This window comes from Pedobacter sp. MR2016-24, from assembly GCF_026239655.1.
Taxonomy (GTDB): Bacteria; Bacteroidota; Bacteroidia; order Sphingobacteriales; family Sphingobacteriaceae; genus Pedobacter.
This window is the reverse complement of sequence record NZ_JAPIVO010000003.1, coordinates 760,855-783,846: the sequence shown is the minus strand read 5'-3', so window position 1 is coordinate 783,846 and position 22,992 is coordinate 760,855. Positions and strand designations below refer to the sequence as shown.

21 protein-coding genes, 1 pseudogene and 1 riboswitch are annotated in these 22,992 nt (G+C 41.9%); of the genes and pseudogenes, 15 read left to right on the top strand and 7 right to left on the bottom strand.

Going from position 1 to position 22,992, the window contains the following annotated elements; genetic code table 11:
• Window positions 1-44 precede the first annotated feature (44 nt).
• Complete coding sequence (locus tag OQX62_RS11180; protein WP_265831613.1) at window positions 45-266, top strand: hypothetical protein; 222 nt, start codon at window positions 45-47, stop codon at window positions 264-266.
• Between the two features lie 24 nt (window positions 267-290).
• Here OQX62_RS11180 and OQX62_RS11175 read toward each other — a convergent pair whose 3' ends face one another.
• Together OQX62_RS11175 and OQX62_RS11170 are read right to left on the bottom strand one after the other, a co-directional pair.
• Entirely contained in the window at window positions 291-452 is a 162-nt protein-coding gene (locus OQX62_RS11175) for a hypothetical protein (protein ID WP_265831612.1), read from the bottom strand.
• Window positions 453-551: 99 nt separating this feature from the next.
• Complete coding sequence (locus OQX62_RS11170) at window positions 552-1,883, bottom strand: Gfo/Idh/MocA family protein (RefSeq protein ID WP_265831611.1); 1,332 nt, start codon at window positions 1,881-1,883, stop codon at window positions 552-554.
• Window positions 1,884-1,981: 98 nt separating this feature from the next.
• Here OQX62_RS11170 and OQX62_RS11165 point away from each other — a divergent pair, with 98 nt between their 5' ends.
• Complete coding sequence (locus OQX62_RS11165) at window positions 1,982-2,122, top strand: hypothetical protein (RefSeq protein WP_265831610.1); 141 nt, start codon at window positions 1,982-1,984, stop codon at window positions 2,120-2,122.
• A gap of 516 nt (window positions 2,123-2,638) precedes the next feature.
• Window positions 2,639-4,030, top strand: a complete 1,392-nt coding sequence (locus tag OQX62_RS11160) for a DUF6055 domain-containing protein (RefSeq protein ID WP_265831609.1) — start codon at window positions 2,639-2,641, stop codon at window positions 4,028-4,030.
• 185 nt (window positions 4,031-4,215) lie between these two features.
• On the opposite strand, the gene OQX62_RS11155 is transcribed toward OQX62_RS11160, so the two are convergent.
• A complete protein-coding gene (locus OQX62_RS11155; protein WP_265831608.1) occupies window positions 4,216-5,139 on the bottom strand; it encodes a helix-turn-helix domain-containing protein in 924 nt (307 codons plus the stop codon).
• Window positions 5,140-5,362: 223 nt separating this feature from the next.
• Window positions 5,363-5,686, bottom strand: coding sequence for an EthD family reductase (locus tag OQX62_RS11150; protein WP_265831607.1), 324 nt, complete (start codon window positions 5,684-5,686; stop codon window positions 5,363-5,365).
• 536 nt (window positions 5,687-6,222) lie between these two features.
• Here OQX62_RS11150 and OQX62_RS11145 point away from each other — a divergent pair.
• Window positions 6,223-7,188 (top strand): annotated as a pseudogene (locus tag OQX62_RS11145) (aldo/keto reductase).
• 181 nt (window positions 7,189-7,369) lie between these two features.
• Here OQX62_RS11145 and OQX62_RS11140 read toward each other — a convergent pair.
• Complete coding sequence (locus OQX62_RS11140; RefSeq protein ID WP_265831606.1) at window positions 7,370-8,245, bottom strand: AraC family transcriptional regulator; 876 nt, start codon at window positions 8,243-8,245, stop codon at window positions 7,370-7,372.
• A 72-nt stretch (window positions 8,246-8,317) separates the two neighbouring features.
• On the bottom strand, window positions 8,318-9,508 hold the full coding sequence (locus tag OQX62_RS11135; RefSeq protein ID WP_265831605.1) for a 4-hydroxybenzoate 3-monooxygenase: 1,191 nt from the start codon (window positions 9,506-9,508) through the stop codon (window positions 8,318-8,320).
• Window positions 9,509-9,812: 304 nt separating this feature from the next.
• Between OQX62_RS11135 and OQX62_RS11130 the strand changes: the two genes are divergently transcribed.
• The 6 genes from OQX62_RS11130 to OQX62_RS11105 all read left to right on the top strand — a co-directional run bounded on the left by OQX62_RS11130 (window position 9,813) and on the right by OQX62_RS11105 (window position 15,149).
• Complete coding sequence (locus OQX62_RS11130; protein WP_265831604.1) at window positions 9,813-10,580, top strand: SDR family NAD(P)-dependent oxidoreductase; 768 nt, start codon at window positions 9,813-9,815, stop codon at window positions 10,578-10,580.
• A gap of 33 nt (window positions 10,581-10,613) precedes the next feature.
• The gene (locus tag OQX62_RS11125) at window positions 10,614-11,537 is read left to right on the top strand and encodes a helix-turn-helix domain-containing protein (RefSeq protein WP_265831603.1); all 924 of its coding nucleotides are present in this window, start codon (window positions 10,614-10,616) and stop codon (window positions 11,535-11,537) included.
• Window positions 11,538-11,640: 103 nt separating this feature from the next.
• On the top strand, window positions 11,641-12,132 hold the full coding sequence (locus OQX62_RS11120) for a hypothetical protein (protein WP_265831602.1): 492 nt from the start codon (window positions 11,641-11,643) through the stop codon (window positions 12,130-12,132).
• A 241-nt stretch (window positions 12,133-12,373) separates the two neighbouring features.
• The gene (locus tag OQX62_RS11115) at window positions 12,374-13,279 is read left to right on the top strand and encodes a hypothetical protein (protein ID WP_265831601.1); all 906 of its coding nucleotides are present in this window, start codon (window positions 12,374-12,376) and stop codon (window positions 13,277-13,279) included.
• Between the two features lie 85 nt (window positions 13,280-13,364).
• Window positions 13,365-14,336: an aldo/keto reductase gene (locus tag OQX62_RS11110; protein WP_265831600.1), complete on the top strand. Its 972-nt coding sequence runs from the start codon at window positions 13,365-13,367 to the stop codon at window positions 14,334-14,336.
• Entirely contained in the window at window positions 14,337-15,149 is an 813-nt protein-coding gene (locus OQX62_RS11105; protein ID WP_265831599.1) for a helix-turn-helix domain-containing protein, read from the top strand.
• 97 nt (window positions 15,150-15,246) lie between these two features.
• Here the strand turns inward: OQX62_RS11105 and metE are convergent, their stop codons facing one another.
• Complete coding sequence (metE, locus tag OQX62_RS11100) at window positions 15,247-17,553, bottom strand: 5-methyltetrahydropteroyltriglutamate--homocysteine S-methyltransferase (RefSeq protein WP_265831598.1); 2,307 nt, start codon at window positions 17,551-17,553, stop codon at window positions 15,247-15,249.
• Window positions 17,554-17,731: 178 nt separating this feature from the next.
• A riboswitch (cobalamin riboswitch) is annotated at window positions 17,732-17,863 on the bottom strand.
• A gap of 174 nt (window positions 17,864-18,037) precedes the next feature.
• Here metE and OQX62_RS11095 point away from each other — a divergent pair.
• The 5 genes from OQX62_RS11095 (at window position 18,038) to OQX62_RS11075 (ending at window position 22,968) form a co-directional block, all read left to right on the top strand.
• On the top strand, window positions 18,038-18,499 hold the full coding sequence (locus tag OQX62_RS11095) for an Lrp/AsnC family transcriptional regulator (protein ID WP_265831597.1): 462 nt from the start codon (window positions 18,038-18,040) through the stop codon (window positions 18,497-18,499).
• 96 nt (window positions 18,500-18,595) lie between these two features.
• A complete protein-coding gene (locus OQX62_RS11090) occupies window positions 18,596-18,919 on the top strand; it encodes a hypothetical protein (protein WP_265831596.1) in 324 nt (107 codons plus the stop codon).
• 165 nt (window positions 18,920-19,084) lie between these two features.
• Complete coding sequence (locus tag OQX62_RS11085) at window positions 19,085-21,496, top strand: TonB-dependent receptor (protein WP_265831595.1); 2,412 nt, start codon at window positions 19,085-19,087, stop codon at window positions 21,494-21,496.
• 45 nt (window positions 21,497-21,541) lie between these two features.
• Complete coding sequence (locus tag OQX62_RS11080; RefSeq protein ID WP_265831594.1) at window positions 21,542-22,474, top strand: DUF4625 domain-containing protein; 933 nt, start codon at window positions 21,542-21,544, stop codon at window positions 22,472-22,474.
• 20 nt (window positions 22,475-22,494) lie between these two features.
• Window positions 22,495-22,968, top strand: a complete 474-nt coding sequence (locus tag OQX62_RS11075) for a DUF4625 domain-containing protein (protein ID WP_265831593.1) — start codon at window positions 22,495-22,497, stop codon at window positions 22,966-22,968.
• The last annotated feature ends 24 nt before the right edge of the window (window positions 22,969-22,992 follow it).

The window sequence follows — 22,992 nt, the reverse complement described above, 5'->3', positions numbered from 1 at the left end:
CGGGGATATTTCTTCAGTATCATAATTACAAATACATGCTGAACATGAACAGAATGAGCCCCGCCGCTATTTGCTTTGCATCTGTGCTGCCCGGAGATTTGGAGGGGGAAAATATTGAAGATTGGTATAATATGGGACGGGACAGCAATTCGATTGAAATACCTGCAGATTTTTATTTTGATAATTTAGCTCTCTTGAAAAAGGGAGCTTTTTTAGTTTTTCTCCCTCATCTTATATATCGGCAAATTGATATCTCCTGCTTTTGAGGATAAGGTGCCTTTTAGTCATACTCATTCTTCCTGTATATTCTTCTGCGCTGTAAACTGCTTTTCATCAATAGTTGAAAACCTTGGATCAGGAATAAAAGGCATCATGGCCGTCTTTACAAAATACATCAGCCCCGTTCCAATCGGCACGTGCTTCCGCGAGGTCAGGTAAGCAATCATCTTCACCTGTTCTCGGGTTTAAAATTCACCAGGATTAGCCATGCAATGCGCAGTAGCTGATTCTTGTTTTTTCTGGTGAAACGAAATGTGCCGATAAATATTGCGTTAAACTTTAGGTAGGCTGTAACCATTGTGATACTGGGCCAGCAGGTATTTATCGTTGATCTGCTGGTCTGTAAACTGGTGTTTGGCATTGTCCCATGATAATTTTTGTCCGCTTCTGAAGGCAAGGTTTCCCATTTGGGCAACGGTAGCTACATGCGCTGCATCCTGTATAGAGCAGTTCAGTTCTTCTTTTTTCCTGGATCTGACTACACTAAAGAAATTGACCATATGATTGTTCAGTCCATTATCTGAGGATTTAACAAAGGGCTTGCTGACTTTATTGCCGCTTACCTTTTCTTCAATGACTTCCCAGCCGCCTCTGTTGAGGATCAGCGTACCATTGTTACCAATATAGGCAATTCCATGGTCGCGGTTATAAGAGCCGTTATCAATGCCCATGGCAGAATCCCATACCATGTTGAACTTGTCAAATTCGTATAAGGTAGTCAGCGTATCAGGAGTTTCTTCATACAGATCGGGATAGGCAAAGCGGCCACCCAATGCAGATATGGTTTTTGGTACAGGTGAATTCATACCCAGCAGGCCATAATCCAATAAATGCACTCCCCAGTCTGTCATTAACCCACCGGCATAATCCCAGAACCAGCGGAAATTGAAGTGATATCTGCTGGCATTGAATGCTCTTTTATTGGCCGGCCCAAGCCACATGGCATAATCAACGCCTGCAGGGGCTAAGGTATCTGGTACTACAGGAGCAGGTTTCATCCAGCCCTGGTAACACCATACTTTTACAGTTCTGATATTTCCCAGCTGGCCGCTCTTTACGAAATCAACAGCATCTTTAAAGTGTTGCTGACTGCGCTGCCATTGACCTGCCTGTACAACTTTATTATATTTTTCCTGTGCTTTGACCATGGTACTGCATTCGATAATGGAGTTGCCGACCGGCTTTTCAACATATACATCTTTACCTGCCTGTACTGCATGAATCATCATCAGGGCATGCCAGTGATCGGGTGTCCCGATAATCACTGCATCGACATCTTTATTATCGAGCAGCGCACGATAATCCTTATATCTTTCTACTTTTGCGGCGTCAACATTCATCGACTTTAATTCGGCCATCCTTTCATCAAGCACATTCGCATCACTGTCACATAGCGCGATCAGGTTTACTCCGGGTACTTTGAGGGCCGCTTTGAGGTCAGACCATCCCATGCCTTTAATTCCTATTACACCAATATTGATTTGGTCATTTGCGCCAAAAGTTTTATTAAAAAGGGCATAGGCAGGATTGTCTAGGGCAGAAAGCACGGCAGTGGTTCCGACTGCGGTTGCAGCATAGTTGAGGAAATTTCTACGGTTTAACATTTAATTTGGTTTACGGTTCATACTGGAAGTAAATTACGAAATATTTAGAGCATCCAATACATATCGTTAAAATTAATAAAAATGTTACCTATTTGTATGTGTTTTATAAAGGAGTGATCCATCCTGAAGCGGTATTTGGAAAATGGGTATTCTTAAAGAAATTCCATACGTATTCAGGATCTGTGTGGCGCTTCAAAAGGGGAGAGGCACACAATTCGGTAAGTATTGCTTTAGGATAGAGTTACCTTGTAACATACAGTGCGTAAATATTTTATGCTGAACCCTCATCAGGCACTTCTGCCTCAATTTTCACTTTTAAACCTGAACCATTCAGCAAGCAATTGATTGGATAGGGAAATTGTGCCATTTCTATTTTTTATGATTTCAGTACTCCTCCCCGGAGCTGATTTTTTTTCTCCATTAACGTTAAAAAAGCTGACAGGATTAATAAGTATATCAATTATGTGCAACTTGTTGCTAATATAAGGCTATAATACTTGTGTTTTGTGGGGTAAATTTAAACCATTAACTTATTTTATATCCAGCGATATAATGAACCGGAATGAAGTGAATCCATGTTCACCGCTTTTATTTTGGATATGGATTTTAAAATTTAATATTTTAAGTATTTACCCATCATAAAAATATTTTTCGCGAACAGCCTGTTGCGCTCCTGAGGGAGTCAGCATCTTAAAGATTAGCACTCTTTGTTATGAAATTTAATCCATAAACCTAATCAACTAAAAACCAGAATAATGAGAAAGCTACTTTTATTAACAGTAATGACGATTGTCATGTTATCAGGCTGTAAAGATGAATTCAACTTAATTCAGACCCCTCAAGCAAAAGCTAACCTGCAAAAGCAGGCTGCAACAGCAGCGGTTGCAGCTGCTGCTCCCGAAGTCTATATTCCGCTGGAACTACGCTCGAATGATTTCAATAATTCGGCTAGCACATGGAGTTGGTCAAGATCCCGCTCTTCCGATCATTTTATTGTTTTCTGGGCCAAAGGCTATGGCAGTAACGACCCAAGTTCAACTGCCGTGCCAACAGCATATCGGGTGAACATTAATGACCTGCTGAACAAAGCGGAAGGCTTTTTTCAATTAAATGTAACTGAATTAGGTTTTGCTAATCTAGCTACATCTAAGCTGAATAGATATAAGATGATGATCTTTATCAATTATCAAACAGAATGGCTGGCTACTGGTTCAGGCTATGATAACGTAATTGGTGCCCTGTGGGTTAGTCCAGGTACAATGCAGCCGGTTGGTCACGTAATCGGTCATGAGATTGGACATTGTTTTCAATACCAGGTTTTTGCTGACCAGGGTGTAGGCGGGTTCCGCTATGGGTTTGGTGGCAATGGCGGTAACGGCTTTTGGGAGCAAACGGCTAATTTTCAGGCATTCCAGAGCTATCCGTCAACGGTATTTACCGCGTATGATTTCACTGTCTACAAAGATAATTACCACCGCCATCTCCACCATGAATGGTATCGGTATGCAAGTTACTTTATACACTACTATTGGGAATTTAAAAGAGGGCGCGATTTTATCGGAAGATTATGGCGCGAGTCTCGCCAACCGGAAGACCCTATTCAAGCATATATGAGGCTCAATAGTATTGATATGGCTACTTTTAATGGAGAAATTTACGATCAGGCTGTCAGGTTTGTCACCTGGGATATTCCTTCACTCCGATCTTATGGAACAAATTACCATGGCGCTCAAACCTGGAATTATACAAGGCTGACTGACGGAAGCTACCAGGTAGCATATAATCGTGCCCCGGGTACTACTGGTTACAATGTTATCCCTTTAACTGTTCCTGCAGCAGGTACGGTTGTGTCTACCGTTTTCACTGGTATGGTTAATGCGCCTGGATATAATCAGGTAGCAAATCCAGCAAGAGCAGGCTGGCGTCATGGATATGTTTCTATTCTAAATACAGGAGAACGCAGGTATAGCGGCATGTGGACCAACAATGCAACGAGTAGCTTTACGGTGCCGGCTGGTACTGTGAAATTATGGTATGTAGTAACTGGAGCTCCGACTACCTATGCACCACATCCATGGGATGAAAATGAAGCAAATGATGACCAATGGCCTTTCAAGGTAAAATTCACTAATAGCTCCGTATTGTAACACATCGCTGAATAATACGATTATGTAAAAAGATCTGGCCGTCTCAAGCCTATTGAGGCGGCTTTTTTTAGGTCAGCATGGTAAGTGCTCTAAGAACACTAAATGATCCTGTTTCTGCAGTAATAATTACAAGAAATGTTGACTCTCAGGCAGCAGTTCATTAAAATGGCAAATTATTGAATATTTCAGTAATTAAATGAGTTTCGGAACTGTAAAGGGGAAAGATTGGTTTTTGCCTTGAATAATTTGGTAAATGATTGGGGATGCCCGAAGCCAAGTTCATAAGCGATTTCGCTTATTGATAAATCGGTACCTGATAATTTTTCTTTGGCTTTTTCTATCAGTTTACCGTGAATGTGTTGTTGTGTGCTTTGACCCGTCAATACTTTTAATACATCACTTAGATAATTGGGTGAGATATTTAACGTATCTGCAATGAATTGAACAGTTGGCAATCCCTTTGCAATAAGATCATCATTATTGAAGTATTTTGCAAGCGCTTCTTCTAAACGACCAAGGATTTGATGATTTGTTTTTTTACGGGTAATAAACTGTCGATGGTAAAACCTTTCCGAAAAATTGAGCAATGTTTCAATTTGTGAAATGATAATTTGCTGGCTGAATTTATCAATGTTAAACTGATATTCCTGCTGGATGCTTTTAATAATGCTTACGATCTTTTTCTCCTCCTTCAGGGAAAGATACAGTGCCTCATTAACTGAATAATCGAAGAATTCATACTGCTTTATGATTTTGGCCAAAGTTGTATTCCATATAAAATCCGGGTGAATGAGTATGATCCACCCGGAAGGTTTAAGTGTTTCATCTTTGTCGGACTTAATACTAAAAAGTTGATTTGGAGCCATAAAAAATAATACACCTTCATCAAAATCACTAGCCTGATGTCCATATTTGAATTTTGCGTTGGTGATCCGTTTCAGATAAATGGCATAGAAATCGTATATAAAACTTACCGGTTCATTAAAGGGCTTTTGTATAAAAGAATCAAAATTTATTACACTTATTAACGGATGTTCAGGTTTTGGGAGACCCATAGCCTGGTGACATTGGCTGATAGTTTTTATTCTGATGGGCAGCGTATTTGTCATTACGATATAAATTATTTAACTGGCTGATTTTTCTAATTGAGCTGCTTCAAAAGCTGAAATAAGCTACTATTAAAGATAGCGCAAATACAATTACCAAAAGAGGTAATATCTTATACGCTTTCCTTTTGAGAAGAATCATAAATGCAACAAGCATGATCAACGTAAGACCAGTCGCTGCTATTTGGTGTAAGAACAGGCATGATAGTCGTAAGCCGGCCTTTATTTAAATCATCACTTCACTCACCTGGATAACGGGAGGGCTATTGGTAAAATTTACCATATCGCCTTTTATTTTTTCCGCATTAGGGCCAAATGCTTTACCAAACTCCTCAACAGAATTAAAATACATATGTCCCATGGCCATATAAATTGCAGGAGAACCGGGAGCAGCCCCACCCAGACCTTTTTCAACGGTGAACCCATTTAGTGCATCGCCCAATAGCCCTGCGACTAAAGGAGCATGGGTGTTACAATAATAATCCATGTTGAATATCTTGTCGTTTCCATTAGGATACAACACACTAACTTTAATCATACCTTTTTTCATCTTATTTTTTTTAAAAATTCCAGTGCAAACGCTTTAGCGTAATCTTTTAGTCTGTTGGACCTAATACCGGCCTGTGTTGCTAATCTTTATACAACTTACCGGAACGCACGGCCGTACCCATTTCCGCAATACTTTTTACCATCTTTTCATTATGCTAAAGTTGATGGTAAATCCGATTGACAGGTACAAAAATGAGTGATAGTGAACCGGGTTTATTAACCGATTCTCTGAATGACTTAGCCAAAAAGAGGATAATGTAAAAAGATTTAATTGTAGCAATTACTCCTTCGCTCAAAAGCGAACAGTCTGCCTGATTAAAAGGATAACAGAAATATCATATGAATTCTTCTGCATTCATATGATATTTGTATTTAACGAAACCTTATCGGTATTACCACGGTAGTGTCTCGCCATGAGCGAGAAAAACTGTGAACTGGTTCAAGGCCGTTTTTGACGCACTATAAGCGTAAGGTTTTAAGGCGTATTACCAATGTTCTTTATCCAAATGAATACCAAAGGAACCGGACGTGCTGTTGATGTTTACAATACGCCCCGCCTCGCTTTTATGTATGAATATGGCAGGAAATTACAATCCTCCGGCTGACCATCAACAGTCTGTTAAAACTATTCGGACAGCATTTGAGAATGGCGTAAGATTTTTCGATACTGCTGAAGTGTATGGCCCTTACACGGATGAAACTCTTGTTGGAGAAGTCCTGCAGCCTTTTCGCGATCAGGTAAAGATTGCTACCAAATTTGGTTTTGCGATTGACGGTGCGGTGGCATTAGACAGCCGTCCTGAAAGAATTAAAAAGGTAGTGGAAGAATCACTGAAACGCCTGCGGACAGACCATATTGATCTGTATTATCAGCATCGTGTTGATCCGAATGTGCCTATTGAAGATGTTGTGGGTACGATTAAGGACCTTATAAGGCAAGGAAAGGTGTTACACTTTGGTCTATCGGGAGCGAGTCCTAAAACTATTCGTCGTGCACATGCCGTACAGCCTGTTAGTGCTGTACAATCAGAATATTCTATGTGGACACGTAATGTTGAATTAAATGGGGTACTGAAAACCTGCGAAGAATTATGAATTGGCTTCGTGCCCTGGTCGCCAGTAGGTGCAGGATTTTTAACTGGCAAATATGATACTACGACAAAGTTTGATGAGAAAACGGATTTCTGTGCCGGCTTTCCGCGCTTTTCAAAAGAGTTTTTATCCTTAAATATGCCTATGGTTGAATGGCTTAGAGGCTATGCTGCTGAAAAAAATGCTACCCCATCTCAGGTGGCTCTGGCATGGTTACTTGCCAAAAGTCCAAGCATAGTGCCAATCCCCGGTACCCGTACCGAGGCTCACTTATTGGAAAATTTAGGTGCACAGCATCTTGACCTGACGCAGCGAGATGTACAGGTGATTGATACGATGTTATCGAAATTCCCTGTATATGGAGAACGTATGGGGGAGGCACATATGAGTTCAATTGGCTATACCATTTAGTAGCTTAGGCAAGGAGAATTCGTGAAAATATGATTTTTAACCGGGGTTAATCAGGGCCCCGGCTACTTTGTAATCCTGTGGACTGTTTACCGTTATTGCTAGCATAATTACTGAATTATTCCGGCATCGGGACTTGGAGATAAATAAAGGAAATTGCTTTGTAGATACGAATTGCTTTAGGTTATAAATGATAAGATGTCTCGCTATCTTTTCTAAATTTCCCCGGGGAAATGCCCATGATTTTGCTGAATAAGCGATTGAAGTATTGGGCGTCTTCAAACCCCAGAATATCTGCTATTTCTTTTACGGCAAGATCTGAATACCGCAATAATCGTTGAGCTTCCCTCATTAGTTCCTGTTGAATGTAGTAGGTCACGGGAAAGCCGGTCACAGACCTGACTGTATCATTTAGGTGGCTAACCGAGATATTCATTTTTTCAGCAAAGGCTGATGGCTTTTTCATTGATTTGAAATTACGACGAAGAATTTGCTTGAAGGTCTTCGTAATATCAATACTGCGTGCGGAGTACTTCTTAAGGTTGAATTGCTCCGCTGACAGGTATGCTGATGCAAGTTGGTAGACTAATGCAGTTACCATCGATTTAGTGATAGTCTGTCGGAATATCTGTTCCTGATTAGTATAAACTGTATATAAATGATTTATAAATGAGGAAAAAACTGTCGTTTGTTCAGGGGATAGCGGTACGAGAATCACTTGAGAGAGACATTGATCAAGGATGTCTTTTAATTGCTCATCAAGTATAGATGGATCGAAGGCCAAAAACCAGCCTTTTTCCATCCGGGCAGAATTGATCTGATGGATTTGTCCCGGATAGGATAGAAATAGCGTTTGGTCAGTTAGTACAACGTTTTCAAAGTCGACCTCCAGTTCCATTTCACCTTCCTCAGACAATACGCAATAGTAAAAATCATGTCGATGAGGCTTGGAAATCTCATAGGTATGACCAGCCGGCGTCTCAGTACCAAAAGGCTTAATGTAGGTGCCGGAAAACCAATCATCCATATGATGAACAGGTATTTTTTCTTTTTTCCTCATCGACAAGGTTTGAATGAAATAAGTTGTGATTAAATAACAAAGATCCGAAAAAAACAATCGTTATGGCAATTATCAATTCGTTCCCCGCTGATATTCGCTGTGAAGATGTGCTGCGGTTTTTGAGTTGAATAAATTGTTAAGCCGGGCGCGTGCAATTTGCTGGTGAAACGTTCCCTTCTGCGTGAGATCGCCCGCATCGTGCATCATATCGGTCATTGACACGGCGAAATCCTGGTAATTCCAGATATGAGGAAGTACTGTCTCAGAGTAGTTTTTGAGCGATGATTCATCTTTGTCGCGCATAGCTTTAAGTATGGCCTGAGACAAAATATCTACATCATAAAGCGCAAGATTCATTCCTTTGGCACTGGTAGGTGGCACAAGGTGTGCCGCATCACCTACTAAAAACAGATTAAGGTATTGCATTGGGGCATAAACTACTGATCGCAAGGGAACTAAGAATTTGTCATGGACAACAGCATTCTGTATGGTTTCATCATTTAGTCTTAAGCGGATTTCATTCCAGATCCTGTCATCTGGCCAGTCTTCTGCATTATCGCTGAGTGAACATTGCAGATAATAACGGCTTCTGTGTGGTCCGCGGGGAAGCTGGGCAACACAACCATGATCACTTACAGCCATGATGGGATGTCCGGTTACTGGTGCCTCAACAAGTGCCGCCAGCCAGGCATAACCGAATTCATGAGTATATTTCGTTAATACACCATCTGGAATTGAAGTCCGGCTAATACCGCGATCAGCATCACAACCAGCTATATAGTCGCAAACCAATTCATGCGAACCGCTGGCATCAGAATAGATTACTTTAGGACGAACTCCATCTTCATTGTGGATTACAACCTCAGAGACATCAAAGCGTACGTCGCCAGCCATGTTATCGATAAGTTCCCGCATCAGATTGCCTACGAGCATCTGCTGCGTGCAGAACCGGCTGGAGATACCATCTTCTTCTGGAATATTAAAAATGCGACTATCACCATTTAGGCGATAATCAATTGTGTTTGCCACCGGTCCGGCAAGAAGCTTATCTGCCAGGTCCCATTGTTCAAACATTCGCACTGCACGGGCATCAACAACCCCGGCGCGTTGCCGCGTTTCAATGTAAGCACGGTCGCGCCTTTCCAATATGATACAGGCTATACCAGCCTTTTGCAGGAAAGTTGCCAAAGTCAGACCTGATACTCCTGCGCCAATAATGGTAACCGTAGTCTCTTCGCTAGTATTATTTTGAACTGTTTTCATATAATTTTAGTTTTTGGGCATGCAGTTAAATACTGCTAATACCTTTCAATAAGTACATGACAAAGTTCGCAGAACTGGATAGGCGATTAGTTAAGCGTTCGCGGCATTAATTGGACTAATCACTTATTTGCCAGAATTGGTATTAAATAAAATATATTCCTTCTGTTGTGGTAATTGGTATCACGTTGATAAATCCAATGATGATTGAATTTGTCAACTATTGGATTGATTCTCTCAAATTACATAGCTAACGGCCTGCATACATTTGTATGGTTAAATCATAAGAACAATTAAAACAAATGATATGTCAGCACCACAAAGCAAAATTGCATTGATAACCGGCGGAAGCCGCGGATTAGGAAAAGATATGGCCCTACGTCTTGCCGAAAAGGGATTAGATGTGATTATCACTTATAACAACAGTGCTGAAGAAGCGGCAAAGGTTGCAGAGCTGATTCAACAGCAGGGTAGAAAGGCGGCCGCTTTACAATTGAATACCGGCGATATCAGGAGCTTCAGCTCTTTTACAGAAGAACTAAAGAAAATACTGACAGATGTCTTTGATAATGATCATTTTGATTTTTTGATCAATAATGCAGGAATTGGTGGTTATCAACTGATAGGTGAAGTAACAGAAGATTTTTTTGATGAGTTGTATAATATCCATTTTAAAGGAGTTTACTTCCTGACACAGGAATTGATACCTGTCTTGAATGATGGGGGAGGAATAGTTAATGTTTCCAGCGGCCTTACCCGTATAACTTTTCCAAGGTCATCGGCTTACGCAGCAATGAAAGGAGCAATTGAAGTTTTCACCCGCTATGTAGCAAAAGAATTCGGCTCCAGGGGCATAAGGGCGAATACGATTGCTCCCGGTGCAATCATGACTGACTTTGGAAATGCACATTTGAGAAACAGCGAAGATTCCCGGAAAATGGTAAGTTCGGTAACGGCACTGGGCAGGCCTGGTGTAGCGGAAGACATTGGCGGGGTAGTCGCTTTTTTGTGTAGCGAAGATGCACGCTGGGTTAATGGGCAGCGTATAGAGATCTCCGGGGGAATGCAACTATAAGAAATATTATTCATCTTTGCATGTTATATCATTATGGTCGATCATACTTCACTCGAAGAGTTTTACAAGCGAAACAGCGCTACGCTTCCGGATCGTATTGCACGTGAAATAGGCCATTTCAATATATTTGAAACTGAAAAACTCTTCAATAAAACTGATCATACACGGCTAATGCCTTATAGTCGCCGGGCCTATTACAAAATCAGCTGGCTTAGGGGTAACAGCAGAGCCGAGTATGCCGATAAGGTGATTGATGTGAAAGGTAATGCATTGTTGTTTGCCACGCCAAAAATTCCTTATAACTGGGTGCCTGAGAATAGTGATCAGACTGGCATGTTTTGTATTTTTACGGCAGATTTCTTCTGGCCGTCTAAGAGTGGCGTTCTATTAGATGAACTGCCGGTTTTTCAATCGGGCTATATTCCCATTTTTGAGCTTTCGGATGAACAGGTACCGGAGATAGCTTATATCTTTCGAAAAATGCATAAAGAGATGGAGTCTGATTATCAATTTAAATATGACTTATTAAGAACCCTGGTGATGGAGCTGATACACTACGGACAGCAGCTTCAACCGGTACCAGCCATCAGTCACGCACAAAATGCATCAGAACGGATTTCCGCTTTATTTGTAGAATTGCTGGAAAGACAATTTCCGCTTGATGCTGTTCATCAAAGACTCACGTTAAGATCAGCAAAAGATTATGCCGATCGCCTTGCAGTACACGTAAATCATCTCAATAAAGTATTGAAAGAGGTGACTGGTACAACCACAAAACAAATCATCAATCACAGGATTGGCCAGGAGGCGAAAATCATGCTTAAACACAGCAGCTGGAACGTTGCGGAAATTGCATATGCATTAGGATTTGATGACGCTGCGCAATTTTCAAACTTCTTTAAGAAACAAACCTCATTCAGCCCCAGCGCGTTCAGGATGGAAGGAACTATCCTGTAACCAAATGATATCTGCTCCTATCTGGGCGAGCTTTTTTATGTTAATCAGCTGTTTTTTTGGAACAATTGTTGATATCGGTGTTTTAACAAACAAAATATAAAAGATGAGAAAATTATTTACTATTCTAGGCTGCGTGGCGTTATTTGCCATGACGACAACAGCAGTAAAAGCACAGAACTACAAAACTTCCCTTGGACTGGGGCTTGATTTCGGAGACGGAGCCACTTTAGTAGGTCCTTCCCTCAGACATCATTTCACCAGGAATACCGCCTTACAGGCAGAGGTATTATTTGGTGGTAATACTACGGTGATTCAGGGTTTTTTGCAATATAATGCACCTGTAAAAGGAGCTCCGGGCCTAGACTGGTACCTGGGTGGAGGGCCGAAGTTTCAGATCTATGATAGAGACCGTTACTTTTTTGATGACAATTACACCGCTGTTTATCTGGTACCAATGGTGGGATTAGACTATAAACTGAAAGGTGCGCCATTGGCAATTGCATTGGACTGGAGACCGAGTATCTATGTGGGCGATAATCCATTTTTAGACAGTGAGGCAGGAAGATTCGGCCTTGGTTTCCGTTTTGTATTCTAGGCATTAATGTCTTAATATTTTACAACAAAGCTCTTCTGATGATAAATCAGAAGAGCTTTGTTTATATAGAACGATCGTAATGCTATCGCTAACCTGCAAAGGGGGCGAAATGTAAGTGTGGTTTTTTGCGTCGCCCGAAAATTTCCTACCTTGTTCTCAGGTTAAAATGATAATGTATAAACCTGATTAAAGGGAAAGCAAAATGTAAAGCGAGCATCATTTTTGGTGTAACATCTATACTATGGTTTTAAACAAAAAATCTATTCTATTCCTGATGCTGGCCTTTATTGTGCTGATTCCTGGTGGTTATGTGTATTATAAACTAAAACAGAGAAACAAAGAGATCTCAGGTTTTATGCAGAGCAGTTTGCTCAAAGAGATTTCAGGAATAGCTGCGTCCGGTATTTTTGAGAATATTTATTATGTTCATAATGATAGCGGTGATACGAGCAGGTTTTTTGCCATAACGCCTGATGGAAAACTGGTCTCCACGTTTTACTACAAAGATGATAGATCGACAGCATATCCTGTGCTGGACTGTGAAGATATCGCTGTAGGTAAAGGGCCAAAAGAGGGTAAAAGTTATGTGTACCTGGGCGACATCGGGGATAATTTCAACTGGCGTTCCTATGTGACAGTCTATCGTTTTGAAGAAAAGGCATCCTGGATGAAGGATAGCGTAAACACAGTAGTTCCGGCGCAACTTCACCTCACCTATCCTGATTGGGCGAAGGACTCGGAAGCGATGATGATAGATCCTGTAGAGCAGCTGTTATACATTGTGAACAAAAGAACTGATACAGTGAAGATCTATACCACGCCGTTAATTTTTAAAGATCAGGAATCACGGAGACTAACTTTACGTGGCAAGATCCTGATACCTGGTTTTAAGCCTTTTAAATATGTTACTGCCGGAGATATAGCTAAAGATGGGAAGAGTGTACTGCTAAAAACCTACGGCAAGGTTTATTACTGGAAACGTAAAGGAAATGAACCTATATGGCAAACCATGCAGCGGAAGCCACAGGAACTACCATATGAATTGCAGCGGCAGGGGGAGGCCATCGGTTTTACCGCTGATGGAAAAGGCTATTATACAACCAGCGAAGCTGCATTTGCGGCCATTTATTATTACCGTATACCTTAAAATTATAAATAAGGTGAGCCGTACGGACTAAATATCTGAGCCCTGGAAGAAACTAAAAGGTGGTTTGGATGTTGAACTTCGTATCATGAAAAATAGCACGAAAATTCAGTTGGGTCAGAATGGCCCCTTCGTATCCAGGCTTGGTTTAGGCTGTATGCGCATGTCTTCTATCTGGGGCGGTTCTACGCCTGATGAAACAGAAAGTATTGCTACAATCCAGGAAGCCCTGGATCGTGGTATTAATTTTTTGAACACGGGGGACTTTTACGGTGCTGGTCATAATGAAATGCTGATAGGTAAAGCCATTAAAGGAAGGCGTGATGATGCTTTTATTAGTGTGAAATTCGGTGCGGTCTTTCACAACGGCCAGCCTGTAGGAATGGACTTGCGGCCCATCGCGATCAGGAATTTTATCCACTACTCGCTGACCCGTTTAGGTGTTGAAACGATCGACCTCTACGAGCCGAGCCGAATGGATAACAGCGTGCCGGTGGAAGACATTATCGGAACGGTGGCCGACCTGATTAAGGAAGGTAAAGTGCGTTACATTGGGGTATCGGAAATTACGGCCGACCAGCTTCGGAAAGCCAATGATACGCATCCAATAAGCGCGCTGGAGATCGGCTATTCGCTGGCCGATCGTCAAATAGAAAGTGAACTGCTGCCCACAGCAAAAGAATTAGGTATTGGCATAGTGGCCTTCGCTAATACTGCTGAGGGCTTATTGACAGGTGAAATGAAGGCACCGCTTCGAGTAAACGATTACCGTAACCATTTCTCCCGTTTTCAAGGTGATAATTTGCTGCATAACCTGGAAAAAGTGGAAGTTTTAAAACAGCTGGCCGGCGATAAAGGTTGTACGCCAACACAGGTTGCAATTGCCTGGGTGAAGGCGCAAGGCGATCATATAATGCCTTTGGTAAGCATGAGTCGCAGGTCTCGCCTGCCGGAAAATATTGCAGCGATGGATATTGTATTTACACCGGAAGAAATGAATACCTTAAACACTACTTTTGCACCAGGCGCTATACTTGGCGGAACTTACTTACAACGTTAAATGACCAGTCCAGCAGAAATTCTCCCCGGTGTAATCTTCTATTCTTACCTCTCTGCTGAGCGGAAAGAGAAAGTATGTTTATGGAACCACCATACCCTGATTTTTCAGGTTTCAGGAGAGTTTATGATGGAAACCTCCAACCAAAATATTTCAATGGATGGAGGAGGAGTGCTGCTGATTGGCAAAAATCAGCTGGGTACGCTTACTAAAACACCAGTGCCGGGCGGTAACTATGAAACAATTGTAATTTCCCTGCAGGAAGATCTGCTCCGCAAGATCGTATTAGAGGAAAAGCTTGAAGCGGATCGGAAATATACCGGTCCACCGAATATCCTGATTCCTTCGAATGAATTTCTGCAGGGATATTTTCAATCTATTGTTCCATATGCAAGAAGCTCGGGATCGGCAATGACAGATGAGATGGGTATCCTGAAAGTAAAAGAAGGAGTTAAACTTCTGATGCTTGCCCTGCCTGAACTGCGTAACTTCCTGTTCGACTTTTCAGCACCTCACAAAATAGACCTGGAAAAGTTCATGCTGAGTAACTTTCATTTCAATATTCCCGTTGAAAAATTCGCGCAGCTTACTGGTCGTAGTCTGGCCGCCTTTAAACGAGATTTCCTGAAAACTTTTGGTGCTCCGCCCCGTCATTGGTTGCAGGATAAACGGCTGACTGAAGCCAAACATCTCATCGAAACCAAACATCAGAGACCCTCGGCCATTTACCTCGACCTCGGCTTTGAAAGCTTGTCACACTTTTCCTATTCCTTCAAGAAAAAGTTCGGCATGACGCCTACTGCTTTGAGTGAATAATCAGTTTCTTTTTTAATTTTTTAAAAGAGATTTAGTGCATATAATGATTCCAAAAGGCACTGCGAGCGATGATGCAGGCAGTGCTTTGGTTAGCCTGTTAAATTACGCTTTCTACGCTGATCTGTTCACGTGCCTGTCTGGCAGCGGCGACCATATTTTCCAGTGCGGCTTTGGTCTCCGGCCATTTCCGGGTTTTCAGTCCGCAGTCGGGATTTACCCAAAGGTGACGCGCAGGCAGCAAATCTGCTGCTTTAGCCAAAAGTGAAGCCATTTCTTCAGTGCTTGGTACCCTTGGCGAGTGGATGTCATATACACCCGGGCCGATCTCATTCGGGTAGTCGAAGTGAGCAAAAGCCTGTAACAGTTCCATCTGTGAACGTGAGGTTTCAATGGTAATCACATCGGCATCCATCGCAGCGATATGCTCAATGATGTTATTGAATTCGCTATAACACATATGTGTGTGAATCTGTGTTTTATCCTGTACACCGCTTGCAGTAATACGGAAGGCCTTTACCGCCCAGTCAAGATAGTGCGGGTGTTTCGCTTTTCGTAATGGCAGACCCTCACGGATAGCAGCCTCATCGATCTGAACGATACCGATACCTGCCTGCTCCAGTGCCAGCACTTCATCACGGATGGCAAAAGCAATCTGGTTGGTAGTGGTTTCACGGGGCTGATCGTCACGTACAAATGACCATTGCAAAATGGTTACCGGACCGGTTAACATACCTTTCATTGGTTTTTCGGTTTGTGCAGCAGCAAATTTGCTCCAGCGTACCGTCATATCTTTAGGTCGGCTAACATCACCATAAATCACCGGAGGTTTCACACAGCGGCTTCCGTAACTCTGTACCCATCCATTTTTTGTAAAGAGAAATCCATCGAGCTGCTCTCCGAAATATTCCACCATGTCGTTACGCTCAAATTCACCGTGTACCAGTACATCCAAGCCAATCTCCTCCTGCCAGCGGATCGCATCAACAGTTGCCTGCTCAATAGCTTTATCATATTCTTCAAGGGTCAGCTCACCTTTCTTGTATCGGGCACGCAATTGACGGATATCATCCGTTTGAGGGAATGAACCGATGGTTGTGGTCGGGAATGCAGGTAAATTGAAGCGTTCGTGGTGTAAACGTTGACGAACAGGGAATGCACTTTGGCGGCTTGCATCAGCCTCGCTGATCGCGGCGATACGATTCTTCACCTCTTGTTTGTGTACTTTTTGTGATTTACTTCTGCTGTCAATAGCTGCCTGATTACTTTCCAGTAATGCTGTATTGCCCTGGGCAATCTGGCAGATTTCACTCACTTCAGTTAACTTCTGTTTAGCAAAAGCCATCCAGTTTCTGATTTCCGGGTCAATCGCCGTTTCCAGTTCCAGATCGATAGGGCTGTGTAACAGCGAGCAGGAAGGCGCAATGATGACCCTGTCTGTACCTAGTTTTTCAACCGCTTTATTGATCAGTACTAAAGACTTTTCATAGTCGTTCTTCCAAACGTTGCGGCCATCTACTACACCCAGAGAAAGTTTCAGGGTATCCGGAATCAACGCCAATACTTCTTCCAGTTGTTCAGGTGCACGCACAAGGTCAATATGTAATGCTGTAACGGGGAGGTTTACCGCCAGCTGTGTATTGTCAAGCAATGCTTCAAAATAGGTAGTCGCCAGCAACTTGATTCCGCTGATACGTTTAGCGATTGCACGATAGGCATAGTCAAACGCCTCTTTTTCCTTTTTGCTAAGGTCCAGTGCCAGGCAGGGTTCGTCCAGTTGTATCCATTTGGCACCCTGTACCCTTAATCGGTTAATAATTTCAATATAGACAGGCACTAATTTTTTGATCAGCGCTATGCGCTCAAATCCCTGCTCTTTTTCTTTGCCCATTAGCAGATAACTTACCGGTCCGAGAAGCACTGGTTTCGCTTTTTCTCCAAGCTGTTGTTTTGCGGTATTATATTCACTGAAGATGTTTTCATTAAAGATCCTGAACTCCTGGTCTGCAGTAAATTCAGGTACGATATAGTGGTAGTTGGTATCGAGCCATTTGGTCATTTCCATAGCTGTGATATCAAGACCATCTTTCTGATAACCACGGGCCATCGCGAAATACAGATCAATTTCGTTGTTAGTCTTTATTTCCGAGACTACCGGTGAATAGCGCCTGGGAATCACACCTAGTAGCAAACTGGTGTCCAGCACCTGATCATAAAAGCTAAAATCATTACAAGGGATTAGGTCGATGCCTGCATCCAGCTGGGTCTGCCAGTGCTGTTCTTTGATGGTCCGCGCTACCTTATTGAGTTCTTTAAGGTCGATTTTTCCTGCCCAATATTGCTCGCAGGCTTTTTTCAATTGTCTTTGGCTCCCTATACGAGGGTAGCCGAGGTTTTGTGTTAACATTTCTTTCAACTTTTTAAATGGTTAATCATCATTGTAAAAAGTCCTTCGTGATTCCAGGATACGCTGCGGGAGATTCAGGAGAGAAAAACACGGAAGTAAATTGCAGGACATAGTTAACCCATAAGGTTATTACCTGCATAAACCGGATCAATCTGACATTAAGCTTCAATCGCGAAAGCATCGTCAATACGGAAGAGGCAGGTATCCTGACTTGTAATTGATGTTACTTACAGTTGCGCGACAGCTCGTGATTTACACACGATTCCCTATTCATTTACAGCTAAGTAAAACCTGTTCCGATTGTTGAAATATATAAAGAACTCTAATTATTACAAATCAGCTTTAAACTTCAACAAAGATACATATGGAGATTATAAAACTTGATTAAAGCTAATAATCAGATAAAACGTCCTGTTTTGTCTGATATATTAGTATAATTTGCTGTTAATGTGTTATTTTTATGACCGCTAAAGGAAATTATTCTATGAACGACCTAGATGAAACTGATTTATTGCTGCTGAAGACGCTGGCCAACAATTCCAAACACACCAATAAAGAACTTGCAGCACTCGTCAATCTTTCTCCTTCACCGGTTTTCGAACGTATTAAAAGATTGGAGAGCGGCGGATATATCAAAAAGTATATTGCCATTCTGGACGCAGAAAAATTCAACCAGGGATTTATTGTTTTTTGCAATATAAAGCTCAAGCAGCATGATAAAAAGATAGGTCACCAGTTTGTAGCGGATATCCTGAATATCGATGAAGTTGTGGAGTGTTATAACATTTCAGGAGATTATGATTTCATCTTAAAGGTGTATGCCAGGGATATGAAACATTACCAGGATTTTGTTTTTAATAAACTGGGCTCTGTAGAAAGTATAGGAAGTACACATAGCACTTTTGTGATGGCTGAAATAAAAAACACGCATAACATTAGTTTTTAATAGCGGTATGCTTAATTATTTCGCGCAGTACTTGACAAAGCAACTATTTTAATGCAACTTTGATGCGAATTGAAAAAGCAACATAAAAATATAATCATGAACTGTTATCAGTTGGGCTCGCTCATGCTGGTATTGCTTTTTCTTTCTATAGCTATTGTACAGTCTTTTCACAGGCATGACCAGATCGTGAAAACGGAACAGTCTTCCAGCGATGATGATACGATATCCGATTCAGATCAATGTCACCTTTGCGATTACTTTACCCATAAACAAGGTAAACAGCTTTTTCTTACTTATCTGCCAGTTATAGTACTTTCTTTACCTGAGCCGATCAGCTATTCCACGGAAATATTTCTGGGTAATTACAAATTTACCCTACAGGGCTTTACCAATAAAGGACCGCCTCGTTTAACGACTTAGTCAATCTTTCCGGGATTGATTTTTCTGCTATTACCCGTTTCCTGGTAGTCGTATTTTCCTATAATTTCTATCTATTCATCTTGGCGTCTGCGCATAGCAATACCTGGGTTCTCCGAACGCATGTATCGCTTATTGGCTACACAAACGCTATTAACTTCATTTTACGTGAAGATACTTTTTATTGTATTAGTCCTTGCCTTTGCTGCTATTGAAGTACAGGGCCAAAGCCTTGTTTTGTCGGGTAAGATCACGGATGCCCAACGGCAACCGCTTAAAGGCGTGATGATTAGTTTATATCCGGGGACCCTGCAGGTAAAAACTGATGTCAATGGGTATTATGTATTGACTGATCTGGATAAAGGGAATTACGAATTAAAAGCAAGCTTTCCGGATTTTAGGGAAGTGCTTGTTAAGGTAGAACTGCATTCGCAAGATTTAGCTATTCCGCTCACCTTACATCGCTTACATCATCAGCTGGACGAAGTAAAGGTGATAGATAAACATATCGAATTACGCAGACAGGAAGAATCGCTCAACGTCGATGTCGTAAATGCTGACTTTATCCAGCGAAACCTGGGGGGCAGCCTGATGAAAACACTTGAACGTTTACCGGGTATCAAGACGATCGGTATTGGTTCAGGGCAGTCAAAACCATTGATCCGGGGCTTAGGATTTAATCGCGTAGTTGTTGTGGATAAAGGGGTAAAACACGAGGGGCAGCAATGGGGAGCCGACCATGGTCTGGAGATTGACCAGTTCGCCGCCGGAGAAATAGAACTGATTAAAGGGGCGGCATCTTTTGTATATGGATCTGATGCGATAGGGGGCGCCATAGATATCAAACCCCCGGCAGTACCGGTACCTCATACTTTAGGTGGATCAGTTGATCTGATCGGTAAAACCAACAATAGCCTTTATGGAACTTCTGTGAATCTATATGGAAGAAACCGACACTGGTTTTTCGATGCCAGGGCTACTTTGCAGGATTATGGCGACTATCGTGTGCCGACTGACCAGGTTTATGTGTATGATTATGCAGTTAAACTGTATAAAAACTATTTGCGGAATACGGCCGGTAAAGAAACAGGATTGCACCTGAATGCCGGTTATGTAAATGATCATTTCCGCTCTGTATTTTACCTGAGTAATAGCTTTAGTAAAAGCGGTTTTTTTGCAAATGCCCACGGACTGGAGCCGAGGAGGGTAGATGAGGTTTTGCATGACAGATCGGGTCGTGATATCCTGATGCCAAATCAGGAAGTAAATCATTGGAAAGCGATTAACCATAGCGAATTACAATTGCCCGGGCACCGTTTGGAAATGGAACTGGGCTATCAGCATAATTTCAGACAGGAGTTTAGCCAGTATGTAAATCATGGTTATATGCCACCAGTTTACCCGGATGGATTGGAAATTCCTGCCGACCTGGAAAGGGAGTTTGATAAAGAGGTATATAGTGTTAACCTGCGGGACAACATCACGTTGGGCAGGCATGAAGTTAAGGTCGGTGCTAATCTGGAGCTACAGCACAATGATATATTTGGCTGGAGTTTTCTGGTTCCTGCCTTTAAACAGATTACAGCAGGAGCTTTCGTGTATGATAAGTTTAAACTGAGTGAAGCGGTTTTACTGCACGGGGCTTTGAGATATGACCATGGCCGTATCAATATGTTCGCATACCAGGATTGGTTTAACTCTACGGTTACTATTGACGGGGAAACGGTAACAGAAAAATTAAGCCGCGCAGCAAACCTTAGCCGTACATTCAATAGCCTGGTATGGTCGGCCGGACTAAATTATAACCCCGAAGGCGGCTTCAGTCTGAAAGCCAATGTGGGTAAAAGCTTCAGGATGCCTATTGCTAAAGAATTGGGTGCTAATGGAGTAAACTATCATTATTTTAGTTATGAGCGCGGTAATGCTGACTTATCTCCGGAGCAATCATACCAGGCAGATCTGAGTTTAACCTGGACTGCCCCGCGCTGGTCCGTTCAGCTGAGTCCTTTTTACAATTACTTTTCTAATTATATCTACCTGAACCCGACGGCTGCACATGATTATTTTTACGGTGCAGGTAACCAGGTATTTCAGTATGCGCAAAGCAGGGTAAAACGTTATGGGGGAGAGCTGCAGTTCAAATATCAGCTTTTTAAAAACCTGAGTGCGGAAGTACTGGCCGAGTACCTTTATGCAAAGCAGTTATCCGGCGATAAAAAAGGATATACGCTGCCTTTCTCGCCTCCGGCATCTGCATTATTTAATCTCACCTGGTCGCCACAAATAAAAGGTGTGGAAGATAGCTACTTCTCAGTCGATTACCGCGTGACAGCTGCACAGGAAAATATTGTACCACCGGAAAAGAAAACACCAGGTTACCAGGTAATCAATGTGCAGGCAGGAACAAAGATCCGCATATATAGTCGGCCTGTCATGATCAGTTTACAGGCTCAGAACCTGCTGGATACCCGCTACCTGAACCATACCAGTTTCTACCGGCTGATAGAACTGCCAGAAGCCGGGCGGAACATTATTCTGTCGCTGAAAATACCATTTAATATACATTCTGTACCTCGTTAACAATAAAACAATTAATCAATGATGAAACTTCAACACACAAAATTTATGACAAAGAAAGGCTCAATGCTGATGCTTTTTCTTATTGCCATCAGCTTCACGGCATGTAAGAAAGACAGCAACGACGAAGCTGAATTACAGCCGCCCGCTATTGAAAACCTGGAAATTGGTTTGAATAATAACGAAACAGGGGTAATCGGTAAAGATTTTCACTTCAATGCCGAGGTATTGGTAAGTGGAAAAATAGAAAATGTACAGGTGAAGATTTTGCCCCGCAGCGGCGAGATATATGCAAAAGCATGGAGTCATGAAATTACCTGGGACCAGTACAAGGATGCAAAAAATGCTACCGTTCATAAACACTTTTATATCCCTACTGATGCAGTTGAGGGTAAGTATGATTTTGTCATTATTGTAAATGATCAGAATGGGAGCAAGCTGGAATTAAAAAAGAGTCTTACTATTTATGCGGAAGCTAATGTTCCGGTTAACCCTGTAGCCAGCATTTTCACTATTTTCAAGAATGACGAGCGTTTTTACCGTACCGGGAATTTTATCAATCCAGGCGCTTCGCTGAAAAAAGGCGATAAATTCGTTTCACAGGTAACCATCTCTGGTGTGAAAGGTGATGGCAAAATGTATTTGCTGCTGATCAACAAAAAGTTGAACCACCGTCCTGAGTCTATTGATAAAATTGATTTCAGCAAGGTGATAGTGTATGATGTATATGAACATAAGGGCTGGGCAAATACTGACCATTTTTCTAATTCAGTATATGACCTGAGTACCAATACCTCCATCCGTACTTTTCCAAGTCTCACTATTGGCGCTGCTACTGATAATAATCTGCCACAAGCCAACCCTGTCAGTGGAGTGAAAATCTGGGAATCCGGCACTTATTATTATGGCGTGGTCTATCAAAACACCAGCTACAACATGGGCTATTTTCAATATATAGAAATCCCTGTAGTTATCAATTAATCCTTATTAATCTATCTCAAATGAAAAAGTACTTACTCTATTTCTTTTCCATCGCGCTGTTATTTGTCATCTCTTGTAAAAAGGAGGATGCGACTCAAATTGATACCGAATATCCGGTGATTCATATTGATGGCGCCGCTGCTTTCCCAAAACAATGCAGCACGGTAAAACGCGGTGAAAAATTTATCTTCCGTGCCCGGTTAAGCGACAATACTACACTCGGATCTGTTAGTGTAGATATCCATCACAACTTTGATCACCACACCCATAGTACCGAGGTAGAAACTTGTGGAATGGATGCGATAAAAGCACCTGTTAAGCCATTTCTCTTTATCCAGAGTTATCCTATTACCGCAGGACTGGCAAATTTTGAAGTGCAGCAGGAAATTACTGTACCTGCCGATATAGATCCCGGAGATTATCATTTTATGATTCGCCTGACTGATAAAGAGGGTTGGCAAACTATCAAAGGTTTAAGTATCAAAATTCTATAACAATCATATCAAACATTTAACCCC